Origin of the sequence: Pedobacter sp. Bi27, from assembly GCF_918698255.1 — a bacterium.
Lineage (GTDB): Bacteria > Bacteroidota > Bacteroidia > Sphingobacteriales > Sphingobacteriaceae > Pedobacter.
In genome coordinates, this window is sequence record NZ_CAKKMW010000013.1 from 26,661 (window position 1) to 43,431 (window position 16,771).

Annotated in this window: 11 protein-coding genes; 5 read left to right on the forward strand and 6 right to left on the reverse strand. The window is 39.4% G+C overall.

What is annotated here, in order from left to right; all coding sequences use genetic code 11:
- Position 1 precedes the first annotated feature (1 nt).
- Positions 2 to 1,699, forward strand: a complete 1,698-nt coding sequence (locus tag LQ227_RS24850; RefSeq protein ID WP_230146436.1) for a TonB-dependent receptor — start codon at positions 2 to 4, stop codon at positions 1,697 to 1,699.
- Between the two features lie 120 nt (positions 1,700 to 1,819).
- Here the strand turns inward: LQ227_RS24850 and LQ227_RS24855 are convergent, their stop codons facing one another.
- Positions 1,820 to 3,316 carry a hypothetical protein gene (locus LQ227_RS24855; RefSeq protein ID WP_230151775.1) on the reverse strand — a complete coding sequence of 499 codons (1,497 nt, stop codon included), beginning with the start codon at positions 3,314 to 3,316 and terminating at the stop codon, positions 1,820 to 1,822.
- Positions 3,313 to 3,888, reverse strand: coding sequence for an RNA polymerase sigma factor (locus LQ227_RS24860; RefSeq protein WP_230146438.1), 576 nt, complete (start codon positions 3,886 to 3,888; stop codon positions 3,313 to 3,315). Before LQ227_RS24860 ends, LQ227_RS24855 begins: the two co-directional genes overlap by 4 nt.
- Positions 3,889 to 4,048: 160 nt before the next feature.
- Between LQ227_RS24860 and LQ227_RS24865 the strand changes: the two genes are divergently transcribed.
- Entirely contained in the window at positions 4,049 to 4,951 is a 903-nt protein-coding gene (locus tag LQ227_RS24865; protein ID WP_230146439.1) for a class I SAM-dependent methyltransferase, read from the forward strand.
- Positions 4,952 to 5,459: 508 nt separating this feature from the next.
- Positions 5,460 to 5,960 carry a hypothetical protein gene (locus LQ227_RS24870; protein ID WP_230146440.1) on the forward strand — a complete coding sequence of 167 codons (501 nt, stop codon included), beginning with the start codon at positions 5,460 to 5,462 and terminating at the stop codon, positions 5,958 to 5,960.
- 71 nt (positions 5,961 to 6,031) lie between these two features.
- Here the strand turns inward: LQ227_RS24870 and LQ227_RS24875 are convergent, their stop codons facing one another.
- The 4 genes from LQ227_RS24875 to LQ227_RS24890 are packed head-to-tail and all read right to left on the reverse strand — an operon-like array spanning position 6,032 to position 12,469.
- Positions 6,032 to 7,627, reverse strand: coding sequence for a SusD/RagB family nutrient-binding outer membrane lipoprotein (locus LQ227_RS24875; RefSeq protein ID WP_230146441.1), 1,596 nt, complete (start codon positions 7,625 to 7,627; stop codon positions 6,032 to 6,034).
- A gap of 7 nt (positions 7,628 to 7,634) precedes the next feature.
- The gene (locus LQ227_RS24880) at positions 7,635 to 10,736 is read right to left on the reverse strand and encodes a SusC/RagA family TonB-linked outer membrane protein (protein WP_230151777.1); all 3,102 of its coding nucleotides are present in this window, start codon (positions 10,734 to 10,736) and stop codon (positions 7,635 to 7,637) included.
- Positions 10,737 to 10,768: 32 nt separating this feature from the next.
- Positions 10,769 to 11,782: a FecR family protein gene (locus LQ227_RS24885; RefSeq protein ID WP_230146443.1), complete on the reverse strand. Its 1,014-nt coding sequence runs from the start codon at positions 11,780 to 11,782 to the stop codon at positions 10,769 to 10,771.
- Positions 11,783 to 11,818: 36 nt separating this feature from the next.
- On the reverse strand, positions 11,819 to 12,469 hold the full coding sequence (locus LQ227_RS24890) for an RNA polymerase sigma-70 factor (RefSeq protein WP_230151779.1): 651 nt from the start codon (positions 12,467 to 12,469) through the stop codon (positions 11,819 to 11,821).
- A gap of 149 nt (positions 12,470 to 12,618) precedes the next feature.
- Between LQ227_RS24890 and LQ227_RS24895 the strand changes: the two genes are divergently transcribed.
- The gene (locus tag LQ227_RS24895) at positions 12,619 to 13,515 is read left to right on the forward strand and encodes an ROK family protein (protein WP_230151782.1); all 897 of its coding nucleotides are present in this window, start codon (positions 12,619 to 12,621) and stop codon (positions 13,513 to 13,515) included.
- Between the two features lie 143 nt (positions 13,516 to 13,658).
- Positions 13,659 to 16,769 carry a SusC/RagA family TonB-linked outer membrane protein gene (locus LQ227_RS24900; RefSeq protein ID WP_230151783.1) on the forward strand — a complete coding sequence of 1,037 codons (3,111 nt, stop codon included), beginning with the start codon at positions 13,659 to 13,661 and terminating at the stop codon, positions 16,767 to 16,769.
- Positions 16,770 to 16,771: the final 2 nt, after the last annotated feature.

Here is a 16,771-nt window from a genome sequence, read left to right on the forward strand (position 1 = left end):
TATGAAATCGATTAAATATATATATAGTTCACTGTTTTTTTTAGCTGCCGGATTAATGACTGCACAGGCGCAGGATAAAAAGGCCGATGAAAAAGCAGTAGTAAATGAAGAAATTGAAGTAGTTCGTCCATATAAACCAATTTTGGCCGAGGCTGTAAAGCTGAGACGAAGCCCGAATTTAGATGATGTTAAAACTTACAAAGCAAAATTGAACTACAGCATTTTGGATAGGAAGCTGGAGTTGAACAGCGATATCCAAAAGTTACAGGCACAGGCTTTGGCGGAAGAAAAAGAAAGCATACTGGTTAACAACTATGTAAAAGGTGCATTCGGGTCGTTGGCTACCCTTTTGGGCGAAGCTTATTTTAACACCGGTAAAGATGAAGGTTTACAGCTTGGTGGATACTTTAAACATTTTAGTCAGGAAGGAAAGCTGAACAAGCAGAATAGCAGTAACCAACAATTAAGTGTTTTTGGCCGCAGTATCTTAGATCAAAACACAGTTAGTGGCCGCATTAATTTTGAACGTAATGGCACCTATTTTTATGGTTTAGATGATACCAGACCTACGTTAAATCCTAACCCTGATAAACAGGCCTTAACCACCATTGAACTGGAAGGTGAGCTGGTAAAAAACTTTACAGAAGATGAAGATGCTTTTAGTTATGCTTTAAAAGCCAATGGCTATATCTGGAATGATAAATTCAGTGCAAAAGAAAACTACCTGAGCTTAAACGGTTATGTAAACAAACGCATTAACTCGTTAAACTTAGGTTTAGCCGCATCAACAGAATTTGGTAATAGCAAAGATGCTTTAACCAGCGTTGGCAATAACCTGTTGCGCTTAAATCCGTATATCCGTTTACAGGTTAAAGGTGCTAAAATTACAGCGGGGATTAATTTCGTACAGGAATTTGGTGCATTCAGCAGCTCTAAAATATTCCCTGCCGTTACGGCCGATTTCACTTTAATTCCAGATTATTTACAGGTTTTCGGAGAAGTTAAAGGTGATGTAAACAGAAACTCGTTAAAAGGCTTTACCGATGAAAACCCTTGGTTAAACAGCAACGTTGTAGTTAAAAACACGGTTGAAAAGTTAAGTTTCAGCGCTGGTATTAAAGGAACCGGCGGACCGGGTTTTGGTTACAAGGCACGCGTATATGTAAAACAGTTTGATGATATGCCTTTGTTCGTGAACAACTTTACTGATTTCAACAAATTTGATGTGATATACGATTTCGGTAAAACCAAATTAACAGGCTTAGAAGGTGAGATTTCTGTTCAGGTAAGCGACGCCTTAAAATGGACAGGTAAATTAAATATCGACGATTGGAAACCTGCCTCAGAAACCTACTCTTGGTTTAAACCGGGTTTAAAAGTAAGTTCTAACTTTGTTTATACCTATAATAAAAAACTAAGCTTTAATGCTGCTGTGGTAATTCAGGATGATATTAAAGCAAAAGTATATACCGGCGCTCCTGTTCCCGCTTCACAATACATAATTCCCAATACCAATATCGAACTTATTGAAACGGTTAAAGGTTATGTAGATTTAGGCCTTGGTGCTGATTACCGCATCAACAAAAAATTCTCTGTTTTTGCTAAAGCAAACAATATCTTAAATACAAACTACAGCAGGTATTTGTACTATCAGGTAAACGGATTTAATATTTTCGGAGGATTAACGTATTCGTTTTAAGCGATAAAATTGTAAAATTCTTTTTTTCAATCTGATATGCCTTTAAGTTTAATCTTAAAGGCATATTTTTTTATGAGTAAGCCAAACCGAAAACACAAGCGTATAAAACAATACTTATAGTTATTTAAACCTATACCCTATCCCTATCCTAAAAACCTGATTGGTCTGTTTAAAAGAGCCCAAACTATTGGTCACCTTGTATGGAGACAACCATTGGTAGCTTCCATTGATATCAAATTGTTTAATGTGAATACTGATGCCGCCGGTAAACCCTATATTTACCTTATTGTTTACTATATTTACTAAGGTCGAGTCGATTTGCTTGCTATGGTATAATGTATCACGCGGATCGGCTATCGGGTTTAATTTGGTTATCATTTCAGACTGCTTGCCCATAAAACTAATTACCGGACCTGCTTTAACACTTATATGTTTTGAAAGCCTATAGGCCGCTGTTAAAGGAATATCCATGGTAATCACTTTTCGTGTAGCTGCAATTGTAAACGGTGGTAGCGAATCGGGGCGGTAATAACTTGGATGTGTAAATTCTCCTGCAATTTTATGATAGCTATTTACATTTGCGCCAACAGAGAATTGCCATTTTTTGCTTAATGAATAAGCACCCGATATGCCGGCATAAAAACTACTGTTGCCTTTCTGCACATTCATTCCTGTTGTTACACCATAACTATATGTAGGCACTATAATTTCGCTTTCTTGTTTAATTTTAGTCGTTTTGATTTTTGGTAATCTAACATTTTTTACCTTTGTGGTTTTACCTACGGTGGTGCGGTCTGCTTTATTGTTGCTTCCCATCCTACTGTTATTTATTGAGGATGCATTTAGTAAAACGACAGGGGAATAGGCTTGTAAAACGGCCCTTTGGTTTAAAATGGAAACAGGTGAAGCAAGCTGTTTAAAAAATCCATTTTTTTCCTGATAACTATTCGGCATTAATAACATATTTTGTCCGATCCCAAATGGACGATTAACGTTCTGGTCCTTAGATTGATGACCATCAACTTTTGAGCTAGGCTTTGGCAAGCTCGAACTTAAATTTTCAAACCGTCCAAAATGATCAGGTCTTTGTGTACCATCGTGTTTGTTTTTAATAGGTGAAACAACATTCGGTTTCGCGGTAGATGAAATAACGTTGTCATTCACATGTTTTACAACCAAAGCAGAATCATTGTCAACGCCTTTATTTTGCGCCACAACATGATCAATTGCATTTCCATTCTGATCAATACTATCCTTAATTATAATCGTATCGGCCAAATTGCTGTAATTTATCACCTTACTACTATCAACAACTACTGAATCGAGAATTGCGGGTTTAACTTTATTTTCTATTTCTTTCTGTTTATTTTTTGATTTCAGAACTGTAAAGTAACCTACAGTAGAAACCGCAGCAGCTACAGACAGCGTATACCCAATTATTTTAAAAAGTTTGGCTCCTGTAGATAAATTAGGGCCATGGCCACCAATCGTACTAATCGGCATCTGCTCATTAAGCAGTTTGTGCATACCTGCCCATGAAGCATCCGAAGCATCCTGAATTGGCAGACTATCAAATTTATTGCGCCAGAGTTTATGATACCATGCTGAATTTCTCATCTTCTTTTTATGTTTTCAGTTGGTTTATCAATTGCTGAGGAAGCTAACATTGTCCTCAACTGTTTCTTTGCTTCCGAGAGGTGCCACCTTGATGTACTCTCGGTAATATTCAAATGTTCTCCAATTTCCTTATGCGAATAGCCATCTATAACCGAAAGGTTAAAAACCAACTGGGTAGCGGTTGGCAACAGGCGTATCAATTTTAGGAGATCTTCCACAAAAAGTTTATCTAACACAGACGGCTGGATAAAGATTTCTTCTAATTCATCTTGACTGATTGTTTCATTAAACTTCGCCTCTCTTCGGCCAATATCAATACACGACCTTACCATCACTGTCCTAATCCAGGCACCAAATTCTCCTTTCTTAGCATCGAAAGTATGGATATGCTGAAAAACCTTCAAAAAACCAATACTCAGCGCATCATGCGCCAGATCATCTGATTTTAAATAACGAAAACATATCCGCAGCATATCGGCATAGTAAAGCTTATAGAGACCTTCCTGTGCTTGCCGTTCATTGGCCTTGCAGCCTCTGATTAGTTTAGTATCCTGCTTAAAAAAAAGGTTCATCCATTTGGTTCGGTAAGCGTTTTTTCATGGTGTTATAACAAGGTTACGCAGTGGATATGAAAAACGCTGGGTTAAAATTAATTTATTTTTTATGGATAGATTTTATTTTCGACCAAGCGTTTTCAGCGTAGGCATCGTATAATCTAATAAACCCTGCTCTATGCGCCATAAAGAAAGCTATAACCGACACAACGAGTGGTACAATGAACATTTTCCGTCCGAAAGTGCTAAAAGCGATTTTTATGGAAAGGTAAGGGCTACAGGCAAAAACAATGTTGCGCAGTGGCTGCAGCAACTATTTTTCAGTTGTCTTGATCCGCTTCTGGACAGAAAAGACCGAAGTTGGCTTACTATAGGAGATGCATATGGATTTGATGCGCAGTATATTCTAAACTCAGGCAATAAAGCATTGGCAACCGATCTTAATACCGATTTTTTAAATGTTGCACTAAAAGAGGGAATTATTAATGCCTGTGCTGCAGAAAATGCAGAAAAGCTATCGCGAGAAGACAATAGCTTTGATTTTGTGCTTTGCAAAGAATCTTACCACCATTTCCCCAGGCCATATGCTGCAATGTACGAGATGATCAGAGTGGCCAGATCAGCTGTGGTAGTGATGGAGCCGCAAGATCCCGTAACAAAAATGCCTTTACTATTAATGTTAAGCAATCTTTTTGCCCAAAACAGGCAATTTATTAACAAATTATGGAAAAACCGTTTTTCATTTGAGCCTGTTGGAAATTTTGTATACAAGGTTTCTGAACGGGAATTTGAAAAACTGGCCGCAGGTTTAGGCCTGCCAATGGTCGGTTTCAAAAAAATCAATCCAAATTACTGGTTTAAAGGGGCAGAATCAATATCAACCGATCAATACAACAGGCAGTTTTTCTTCATCAAAATGAAGAAGTTTCTTTTTGATACCCTCTTTAAACTAAGGGTTATGCCCTCACAAGTGTTAACGACAGTTATTTTTAAACAATTACCTGATGGGCACACGATTAATCTGCTTAAGAAAAGCGGTTACCATTTGGTTTACATTCCTCAAAACCCTTATTTAAATTAAACGATACCCACTCTTATCATTTCACACATATCTAAATAACATGAAAATCAACTCAACACCTAAAACCCTTTATTTTTTCTCAATCTTAATGTTACTAGGATTTTTGATCCTAACTTATTTTTTTTATCCCCGTGTGTTATGGAGCGAGTTCTTCGCATCAGCAGCTATTTTTTTGCCTATTGCAGTTGGGATAATTATTTCCGCTATTCTTTTATTTCTGGGCATATACCTGATGATCAAAGGCATAAACCATGGAAAAGAGAAAAAACACGTTAGATATTTATAGCCACATTAAACTGATTCCAACCACCGAAGCGATCAATCTATACATGATTAAAGAAGCTGACTTACTACCAATTCTGCTCTGTGGGCAGATATTTCGATGGGATTTTTTATATTCGGAAAATGTATCCTTGTACCTTAGTGGTTAAATAAATTATAAAAAAACCGCTTATTAAGCTAATGGTTTCACAAAAGAACAAAATCACCCCTTCTAGAATACGCTCCAATGAAAATATTTAATGTAAATCCGATCACAATAAATGAATACATCTACAATGATCAATATTTAAAGGAAAGCAGAACATCATACGATTATCAATCCGGCTTTGAAATTACCGGAGAGAAAGTTGGAGAAATAAACACAATGTTCATCACTTTCGACATCCTTTACTGTGTAGACGCGATCACAGATGATAAAGAAATTGTTAGCACCACGGGGCCAAACACATGGGACATTAATGTTTCATTTTCAATTGGTGATGAGGTATTTATCTCTTATAAAAGCTCTTGTCAGTTTAACTTCGAAAGTGAAGGCTTTGATGCTGATATGGCTTCTTTAACTGATTTTTTAATGGATTATCAAGCGCATACCAGATCATTTTTTAATCAATACGGATATAAGCCCTTAATCGCAATTGAAGAAGAAACGCGAAAACAACAGCCCCTACTGGCCGATGCTGAAATAGCAATCGAAAACTTAAGGGCGAATAATATGTACGAGTTTTAACGCAACCTGCTTCAGCTATAAAAAGCACTTATCTTGCAAAACGTCTATATTATAGACTTACTTCCGGTTGATTATTTATCCCACCACACCCTTGCAGTAAGCACATCGCCTCCAGTTATCCTGGCTACAGCATCTTTATAGTTTTGCGGGTTGTTCAGCACCTCTGTTGAAAGATAGATCATCCGGCGGGGAATAGTGCCATTGGTAACGTTGCCTTTATAATTGATGGGGATAAGTTTAGGGTAATCGCTCCTTTTCCAGTTTAGCCAGGCTTCTATGAAATTAAAATCAGTTCCTGTAGTAACCCAGTATTGTGTATTGATTGCGCTTAGTGCATTTTGTGTACTGCTTTCATCAAGTGGATTCTGGTTTACAAATGCAGTAATTATATTGGCATCAACCGCAGCTAAAGGATCCAGCTGTGCAAGCGATTGGATTGCGCCGGTTAAGCCATTGGTGTAGTGCAGGTTTGCAGTTCCGCTTATATTCCACCCTCTCACTTTAGCCTCTGCAAGCAAAAATTCAATTTCAGCGTAACTCAGGATAAAAATCGGACCACCTAGTTTAAGGTACATCGCAGTGCGTGGTCTGGAATATTTTCCGAGCGGAGCAAAATCACTTCCGCTACCTGTACCACCCGGATAGTTTGGCGAACGACTGATATCGGTGGCTCCACCCTGTAGATCGTATCCATTTGGCAACCCAAGCTGAACAGCTGCATCGGTATTTCCGCTTAAATTCTGATCTGCATTTTTGGCCAATCCATCTTTTGGTACTTCACCTATCACTTCCAACCTGGGGTCGTTGGTATTTTTTAACTGATCAATTAAGGTTTTACTCCACCGCACTTCCAAATAGTCGGAAAATGTTCTTAAAGCAAGCGATGTTCCATTTTGACTGTTAAAAGAGGAAGCATCGGTTAAAAGAATCGCATTGTCATTGATACTGTTAAAAGTTTTGCCCGCAGCTTTTTCGGTCCAAATTCTGGCCTTCTCCGGATCTACTTTCGTTAACCGCATGGCAATCCTAACCATTAACGAATAACCAAATTTTTTCCATTTACCGATATCGCCTTTATAAAAAAGATCAGCGCTTGGCCCGGGTTTTTCGGCATCCAGTTGCGCGGTAGCCGTTTCGAGATCATTCAGCATTTGGGTATAAATATCTTCCTGACGATCGTAAACGGGATATTTAATACCTTGCATCGCTTTGACAGCCTGCGTATAGGGTACATCGCCATAAGTATCAGTAATCCGTTGCAAAATCAATACAAACATAATATCACCAATTGCAATCAGGTTTTTATAGGCCGCTGGATCTTTTAATCTGGCTAGTCGTTGCATCTCTCTGATGTAGGAAGCATCAGCATAACCTTCATCAAAAATACGACCCTGATAATCAGTAAAACTGCCCACGTTGATGTATTTATCACCATTGTTGTAATAATAATAAGTTGAGGCAAGCAACTGCATCATAGTACTCTGATACAGCAGTTGGTAATAACCCAAATTGGCATATTTTAACTGTGCCTGTGCAAGTAAGCTGTTGGGATCATAATTGTCTTCTGTGAGTTTGGTTGGATCGGTATTGATTTCGTCCAGCTTTTCCTTAGAACAACTGCCCATTAAAGCCAGGAAAAACGCACCCAAAACACATAACTTTCTCATGGCCATCTTATTTGAATTTAAAATTAAAATTAACCCCAAATGTAAGTGTTGCAGGCAATGAAGCCCCTTCTATCCCGGCATAACCCAATGTTGGCGAGAACTGCGACTCAGGATCTATATTTTTAGTGTATTTAAGCAAGGTAAACAGGTTCCGCGCCACCAGATCTATTCCTACACTACTAAAAGGTGTTCTTTTTAAAAAACGTTCGCTAAAAGAATAACCTAATGTGGCCTGCCTCAGCTTGATAAAACTGCCATTGAGTACCGATAATGCAGAAATATTGGTAGCCAGTTCAGGGTAATAGGCATAAGCTGGAACATTAATCGTGTTTTTCTGCCCATTTTCTAACACGCCATCGGCCACAATCCCCGTCTCCCTACCCACTAAAGTTGCCTTATTTAGGCCGAGCACATAACTGTAATATTCTGTTGCGGATAGGATTTTATTGCCAAAGCGATAATCGATCAAAAAGGAAAAACTAAACTGTTTATAGCTAAAACTGTTGCTTATCCCTCCATATAAAGTTGGCATGGTGCCACCCATAGGAATAAAATTACCCCGCTTAGGTATGCCATCCGATCCGATAATGATGTTTCCATTGGCATCCCGCAGATAATCGTAGGCCATAATCTGCGTGATCGGTTTACCAACCACCAGCGCAGTATTGGCATTTAATGGCCGATAGGTGCCCGTAAGGGTATAATTACTGTTACCATCGATAGAAAGCAGGGTATTTTTTACCTTGGTCATGTTAAAGTTGATCTGCCATTTGCCCGTTGTTGTAAGCAAGGGCGTATAGCCTAAAGCGAGTTCTATCCCTGCATTCCGGGTTTCGCCAAGGTTAACATAGGCGGAGGTAAAACCTGTGGTAACCGATTGTTTTGCATTAATAATTTCGTTGTGGGTAATACGGTTGAAATAGGTAAAATCGACATCCAAACGGCTATTTAAAAATTTAAGGTCGAGGCCTGCCTCTATTTCATTCAGGGTAAACGGTTTTAAATTGTAATTGGGTAAATCTCCTGAAAAACCACCTACAGGCACACCATTTACCTGATTATCTACGGTATAATAAATCTGTGTGGTGTACGGAACAATAGGTTCGCCACTTGTTTTGGCAAAATCCAACCGCAATTTACCAAAATCGAGGGCTTTCAAATTCAACAGATCTGAAAAAATAAAACTGCCCGATACGCCGGGTACAAATATGCCCCGATTGTTAGCAGGCAAGGTAGAATAGATATCGTAACGTCCGGTAATGGAGAAGTTAAGATAACGCTGATAGCTGAGATCGGCAGTGTAATAAGCCGATTCGGTTACAATTCTGGATATGGCCAATGTTTTGGTACTGGTAATCAGATTTTCTGGTACATACAGATATGGCACTTTAAACTGCGATCCTTTCAGTTTTTCGGTATTGCCCTTTCTTTCGCGATAATTTGCGCCCATTGAAAATTCGAGGTTCAATTTATCGCTTAGCTTTCTGGTTGCACTAAACAAAATATCGCTATTGAGCTCTGAAGTATGGTTTTGATCATAGGCATTTATACCCCCCTGCCTGTTAATTGAAAATGCAGTCCCTGTAGGTAAAATACTCACCACCTCATCTTTACTCGAATCGTAGCCAATTCTGCCCTGCAGTGATGCCCAGCTGGCCAACTTATATTTTAATACGGCTGATGTGATATAACGGTTTCTATTGGCATAATCGGCCTGTTTGTTCATTAAAAAATAAGGATTGGTTTTATATTCATCCGCATTCCACCGCGTTTCAAATCCTGTTTCGGTATCAAAACCAGGGGCTAAGATCGATTGATCTAAACTGGTGGCTAAAGCTGAAATCCCATAATTTGCATTTAAAGGGCCATCGCTGAGGTAACTTTTGTTTTTGTTCCTTTCGTAAATGTAATTACCGGTGAAGCTCAGCGATATTTTAGGGCTTAGCGCTACTGTACCATAAAAATTCAGCGTTTTACGGTTTAGGGATCCATTGCTTAAAACAGAGTTGTAATCTAAATTAGAAACCGAAACACGATAGTTGTTATTGGTATTTCCACCAACCAGCGATAGTGTATTAATAAAGGCCGGAGCGGTGCGGTAAAAAGTCTGGATGTTACTTTTAACGGGAGCATAAGGGCGTATAGAGCCATCTACCTGAGGGCTTAATTTACCGTCCATAAGTTCTCCCCAGCTCAACAAACCCGTGGTAATTGCATTGTACAGATCGGCAGGACGTTTATTTTGTGTACCTTGGCCATATAAATATTGAAAATCGGTAGAATTAACCGGCACATCGCAGGCCAGGTTTGCGTTGTACTCCAGCTTTGGCTGGGTATTTTCTCCACCGCTTTTGAGATTAATGAGGATCACACCATTTGCAGCCCTGGCGCCATATAAAGCCGAAGCAGCCGAACCTTTCAATATCGTAATGGTTTCAATATCATCTGGATTGATATTACTAATGCCATCGCCATAATCGGCCCCGCCATATTCATTTGCACTTCCACGAATACTGTTATCAATGGGAACACCATTTACGATAAATAACGGAGAGGCAGCAGTCATACTGGAAACACCACGGATGAGTATGCGTGCCGCAGATCCCGGGCCACCGTTTACACCGGTAATGTTAAGTCCAGCTACCCTACCCTGTAGCGCCATAATCATATTACTTTCTCTTGCCTTGGCGATGGAAGAACCTTTAATGCTAGTTAAAGCATAGCCAACTTTTTGATTGTCTTTTTCGATACCCAAAGCCGTAATTACAACCTCTTTTAAAAAACGGACACTATCAGAATCCATTTTTCCTTCGGCATTTTTTCTGATTACGATTAAATTATTCGGCAAAAGAGAATAGGAATAACCACTATTGCGCAGCAATTGATCGATCACCTTTATGGCCTCCTCTTCTTCTACCTGGATTGATACCTGATGTTTAGGGATTTTAGATTCACTGTAGGCGAAATGATAAACAGTTTGTTGTTGTATAGCTTCTACAACCTGCTCAAAATTTGCTCCGTTAAAATTTAAGGTTACTTTAGTTTGCGCATTGGCACATAGCGGAAAAATCAATCCAATTAACAATATGATTCTCTGCGCACAATTCATGGCTACAAATATACATTGCTTAATTGTTTGTGCTAACGATAGATATAGACATTTTTCCCCTTTATGGAATAATTGAAATTTTCGATCAGCTTTAGCACATTTAAAGCTTCGGCGATGGTTTCTTTATCCACATGTCCGGTAAATTTCATCGTTTTAAGATCAGCTTCTTTAAAGGTTATTTTAACATCGTACCAGCGCTCAAAAAGCCTGGCAATTTCATCAAAACGGTTGTTTTTATAGATGAGTTCGTGGTTTGTCCATGCGGTTTCCATTACTTTGTCGGTCCCTGTTACACTAAAATGGGTGAGCTGGCTTAAATTGGGTTTGCTACCCACCAGGGTAAATTTATCGTTTGGCTTTAAGATAAAAGTTTGCTTGGTATTATTTTTAAGCGAGATGGCTACGCTTCCCCTGATTAATGTAGTTTCGGTAAAAGTATCATTCTGGTAAGCCTTAACATCGAAGGCAGTACCCAGTACTTTTACCGCCAATTGCTCGGTGTGTACAATAAAAGGGTGTTTAGGGTCTTTTTTAACATCAAAAAATGCCTCACCAGATAAGTAAACATCCCTGGTATCTGTATTAAAGTGATCAGGGTATTTTAAGCTGCTCCCCGAATTCATTTTCACGGTAGAGCCATCGGCCAGTACAATGGTTTTAATTTCGGTTGCCCTGGTTTGCGCTTGTTTCAATACCAGCTGATCTGTTTTATTGAAGAAAATAGCCTCTCTGTTATACACCAAAACACCAGCCAAACCAATTGCTACAACGGCAGCGATTTTTAGCCAAACACGGTAACCTTTGTTTTTGGCAACCTTTAAACTGGGTTCACCTGGAACTTGGATCCGGGCGCTGATCCGATCAAAAACAAGATCGATATTTTCTTCTTCAGCTGTTTCAGATTCAAAATAAGTTTGTAGCTGTTTATATTCTGTTCTAAGCACTTCGTTATCGGCTAAAATCGATTTCAGTTCAACAGATTCATCAGGTGAAATTTCACCGGCCAATTGTTTTCCAAGCAATTCTGTAAATCTTTGATCTGTCATTTTTTTTCCGCCCTTTATAATATGTTCCTTTTTCTGTTAAAATTGCCTACAAAAAATAAAAAAAGATAAAGTACCCACTAAGATAATCAGGGAGATCATTTTTCCAAGTTTTTTTTCATCCGGACCTTTGTTTTGTAAGGGCTGTAATATTAAGCGGAGTTTTGCAATGGCCCTGAACAATTGGGTCTGCACCGTTCGGGGTGAAATGTTCAGCAGTTCTGCTACTTCCTTATATTTCATTCCACTTTCTTTGATCAACCTAAAAACTGTAGCGGCCTGAGGTGCCAAACCAGCAATGGCAAAATCAAGTTGCCGGTGCAGTTCTTTGGTTTCCAAAATATACTCCGGCGTTTGTGCTGTTACCGAAATATCCTCTTCCGCATCTACTAAATCGATAAACGTAATTGAAGAATTTTTTTTGAGGTATTTGAGTGATTGATTTTTTACTGCGATAAAAAAATAACTTTCGGGATTTAATACATGGGCACTTGTTGCGCGGTTTTCCCAGCATTTAACAAATACCTCCGTAACCAGGTCTTCTGCAGCCTGTTTATCAACCACATAGTAAATAGAAAATTTGATCAACCTGCTGTATAGAAAGCGGTAAAGTTGCTCGAAAGATTTTATGTCATCCTCAAGGCAAATCTTATTCCATAAAACGACTAGATCTGGCTTAGCTGCTTTCAACTTGGTTAGTTTGGTGAATCAAATGTAAGGTAATAAAAAATATTTCATAAAAAAATCTTCCCGCTGTAGGCAATTTAACAAAAAAAGGACTCTTCATTCGGTGCCTTAATAAGGCGCAGCCATTTATAGATCTATTGAAGCAGAAAACAATGAATAAAAACAAATATGTGATGGGCATTGATATCGGGGGTTCGCACATTACAGCTGCCGTACTCGATATGCAGCAGCGGAACATTCTTAAAAATTCCTACACGCGCGAGCGGGTTGACTCGCACGGCCCAACAGAACAGATTATCCACACCTGGTGCAGTGCAATTAAAGCAGCTTATAAAAAGGTAGATATCCAAATTGGCCGTTTGGGTATTGCCATGCCAGGCCCATTCGATTATGACAATGGTATCTCTTATATCGCAGGCAATGATAAATATGCCGCTTTTTATGGACTAAACGTAAAAGACATGCTGGCCAGTGAACTTCAGATTGGCCGGGATCAGATTTTGATGAGTAACGATGCTGCTTGTTTTTTGGCCGGAGAAGTATTTGCGGGTGAGGCAGGTGCCTATCAGCACCTGATTGGCATTACATTGGGAACAGGTTTAGGAAGTGCGGTTTACAATCAGGGAAAAATTGATGATGCCAATTTATGGTGTGCTCCTTTTTTAGATGGCATACCAGAAGATTATCTTTCTACCCGATGGTTTTTAAAACGTTATTATGAGCTCACAGGATTTAATATTCTGAATGTTAGAGAACTGGCCAAACTTTACGACGATAACCAAACCGTGCGGAAAATATTTGCTGAGTTTAGCCATAACCTTGGGCTTTTCCTCAAAAAATTTCAACAGGATAATGCTGCTGAAGCCATTGTAATCGGTGGTAATATTGCCAACGCCTCCAACCGCTTCATTCCCGGTGTGGTTAAATACCTCCATTCGCAGGGTATCACTTCTCCAATACATATTTCGAAATTGAATGAAGATGCGGCCTTGGTTGGAGCTGCGGGTTGCTGGTCTACACAGACATTTAAAACGATCGAAAAAATCTAACAAAAATTATTTAAAAATAATTCAATTCCCTTGTAGGCAATTTGTGTAATCAAAATGCTCTTAACTATAAAACCGGACGGATGGAAATCCTGAAGGCGGCAAACAATTAACCAAATACTTATTCAAAATTATTCATAATGAATATGAAAAAATCTTTACAGCTCACCTGCTTATTGCTCTATGCATCCACAGGTTTGTATGCAGCTGCACCAATCGATCATTTTAATCGTGCAGTTTCTTTCCATTCTGTTTATCAGGATGCGATTAAAGGAACCGTAAAAGATGAAACGGGCGCTACCTTACCAGGTGTAACCATTACTATAAAGGGCGCGCAAGGCGGCACACAAACCAATACTTCAGGCCAATATAGCATAACGGCTAAAACGGGCGATGTTTTGGTGTTCTCGTTTATCGGCTACCAGAGCAAAGAAGTTACTGTAGGTACGCAAAGTACCATTGATATTACCTTAGCCCCTGACGCTAAAAACCTTGAAACCGTAGTGGTAACGGCGCTGGGGATTAAAAGATCGGAAAAATCTTTAACTTATACCACCCAGCAAGTATCTGGCGAGGAACTGAACAAAGTAAAAAGTCCTAACCTGGTAAATTCGTTAAATGGTAAAGTTGCCGGAATGACGATTAGTCCGAGTTCTTCGGGTGTTGGTGGTTCGGCCAAAGTAATATTAAGGGGCAGCCGTTCGGTGAGCGGGAACAACCAGCCCTTGTATGTAATTGACGGCGTGCCAATCAGCAATAACGGTAACGCCAATGCACAGCAGAACAGTGTTTTTGGTGGCGGCCAGGATGGTGGCGATGGTATATCAAACTTAAACCCCGATGATATCGAAAGTTTAACCGTGCTGGAAGGCGCATCTGCCGCAGCCCTTTATGGTAGCCAGGCACAGAATGGTGTTATCTTAATCACAACCAAACAAGGCAAAGCCGGCAAAACACAGATCGGTTTTTCGTCGAGTTTAACTTTTGATAAAATTGCTTACAAACCCGAATTTCAAAACAGTTATGGCCCTGCATCTACCGCAACCAGAGACAGCTGGGGACCAGCAATTAACAACACCACTGATAACCTTGATCAGTTTTTCCAAACAGGAACAAATGCGACCAATTCGGTCAATTTTTCTGGCGGATCGGAAATTGCCCAAACTTATTTTTCTTATGCCAATACTTATGCAAGCGGTATACAGGAAGGCAACAAGTTAAACAGGCATAATATTAACCTGCGCGAAACAGCCAAGTTTTTAAACAACAAATTAACGGTTGATGGAAATGTAAATTACATTAACCAACGTATAAACAATAGTCCATCAATTGGATTGTACAACAACCCGCTTGTTGGTCTCTATCTTTTCCCAAGAGGAGTTGATATTACACCGTACAAAGACAATTATTTGTTATCAGGAAATGTAGGTACTGCGCGCCAGAACTGGCTAGGTGGTTCTGCAGATATTAACCAGAACCCATGGTTTTTAACCAACCTTAATCCAAATACCGCCATCAGAAACCGCTTTTTATTGAGTGGAAATGTGAAATATGAGTTTACGCCATGGTTAAATCTTCAGGTAAGGGGAAATATAGACCGTACTACAGATGATTTCGAAAACAGACGTTATTCGGGCATAAACGGAAACTTTAACTCAAATGGTAGAGGATACCTATCTCAGAATACTCAAACTTACATTCAGAAATATGCCGATGCGATATTAAACGTTACGGTGCCGATGAAAGATTCTGACTTTAAGATTAACGGATTGATTGGCGGTAGCATTAACGATCAGAAAACGACGGGCTTATCTTTAGCAGGCGATTTGAGTGCAGTTGATTTATTTACAGCAAATAATACCATTGTGGCAACAGCAGGCACCTATACTTCTGATGTATTGAACACCACAAAAGCAAATGATGCTTTACACAGCCAATTGCAAGCCGTATTTGCAAACGCGAATTTATCCTATAAAGATTGGGCATTTTTAACTTTAACAGGTAGAAACGACTGGTCTTCAAACCTATCATTTACCCCAAATGTTTCTTATTTTTATCCATCGGTAGGTTTGTCATTCATCGTATCGCAAATGGTTAAATTGCCAGAGGCGATTACTTATGCCAAAATAAGAGGTACTTATGCAGAAGTGGGTAACACCGTGCCAGCATACTTAACCTTTATCCAAAATACTTTGGGCAATGGTGGTGCACTTACCATCAACACCAACAGGGCATTTGCTGAGTTAAAACCAGAAAGAACAAAATCTTTCGAGATTGGTACTGATATGCGTTTTCTAGCCAACCGTTTAAACTTTAGCTTTACCTATTATAAAACTAACACCAAAAACCAATACATTCCAGTTAAGCCAGCTCCTTCTGGACTTGTTGCAACAGGGTATTTAAATGCAGGTGATGTTCAAAATCAGGGCATACAATTTACTTTAGGGGCTGATGTATTAAAAGGCGATGGCCTTAACTGGAATACATCCATTAACGGATCGTTGAACAGAAACAAAATTATTGATGTAGCGGCGGCGCAAGGTTTAAATTCGATCGATTTAACAGGTGGCGGAAACAATGCATATATCTCGCGTATAGCTGCAGGAGGGTCTTATGGTGATATTTATGGCTACACCTTACAAAGAGATGCAAATGGCCGTATCGTACTAAATGGTGATGGAACTGCTGCAAACCCGTACTTTCCGGTTAAAAGTGCAGATTATAGCCTAATAGCAAACGCAAACCCTAAATTTCAGTTGGGTTGGAGCAACAGTTTCAATTACAAAGATTTTAGCTTAAGCTTCCTGGTAGATGGTAAGTTTGGGGGCAAGGTGCTTTCGCTAACCGAAGCATTAATGGACCAGGCAGGAGCTTCAAAAGCATCAGGTGATGCAAGAGCGCAGGGCGGTGTTAAAATTGATGGTGTAGATGCCAGCGGAAAAGCAGTTTCGGCAACGATTAACCCACAAAGCTATTATTCTTTCTTAGGTGACAGAAACGGTGTAACTGGCGAGTATGTGTACAGCGCTACTGTGGTGCGCCTGCGCGAAGCTTCAATAGGTTATAATTTACCTTTAAAAGGAACATTTAAAAGCATGCGCCTTTCATTAATTGGTAGAAACCTCTTCTATTTCTACAAAAAAGCACCTTACGATCCGGAGGTTACCATGTCTACCGGTAATGGTTTATCGGGAATAGATGTTTTTAACCAACCGGTTACCAGAAGTTTTGGTTTTAACCTTAATGTTTTATTTTAATC

Bases quoted from the DNA above. Each gene is read 5' to 3' on its own strand.
- LQ227_RS24850 (WP_230146436.1), top strand. From the start codon at position 2: ATGAAATCGATTAAATATATATATAGTTCACTGTTTTTTTTAGCTGCC.
- LQ227_RS24855 (WP_230151775.1), bottom strand. From the start codon at position 3,316: ATGAGAAATTCAGCATGGTATCATAAACTCTGGCGCAATAAATTTGAT.
- LQ227_RS24860 (WP_230146438.1), bottom strand. From the start codon at position 3,888: ATGAACCTTTTTTTTAAGCAGGATACTAAACTAATCAGAGGCTGCAAG.
- LQ227_RS24865 (WP_230146439.1), top strand. From the start codon at position 4,049: ATGCGCCATAAAGAAAGCTATAACCGACACAACGAGTGGTACAATGAA.
- LQ227_RS24870 (WP_230146440.1), top strand. From the start codon at position 5,460: ATGAAAATATTTAATGTAAATCCGATCACAATAAATGAATACATCTAC.
- LQ227_RS24875 (WP_230146441.1), bottom strand. From the start codon at position 7,627: ATGAGAAAGTTATGTGTTTTGGGTGCGTTTTTCCTGGCTTTAATGGGC.
- LQ227_RS24880 (WP_230151777.1), bottom strand. From the start codon at position 10,736: ATGAATTGTGCGCAGAGAATCATATTGTTAATTGGATTGATTTTTCCG.
- LQ227_RS24885 (WP_230146443.1), bottom strand. From the start codon at position 11,782: ATGACAGATCAAAGATTTACAGAATTGCTTGGAAAACAATTGGCCGGT.
- LQ227_RS24895 (WP_230151782.1), top strand. From the start codon at position 12,619: ATGAATAAAAACAAATATGTGATGGGCATTGATATCGGGGGTTCGCAC.
- LQ227_RS24900 (WP_230151783.1), top strand. From the start codon at position 13,659: ATGAAAAAATCTTTACAGCTCACCTGCTTATTGCTCTATGCATCCACA.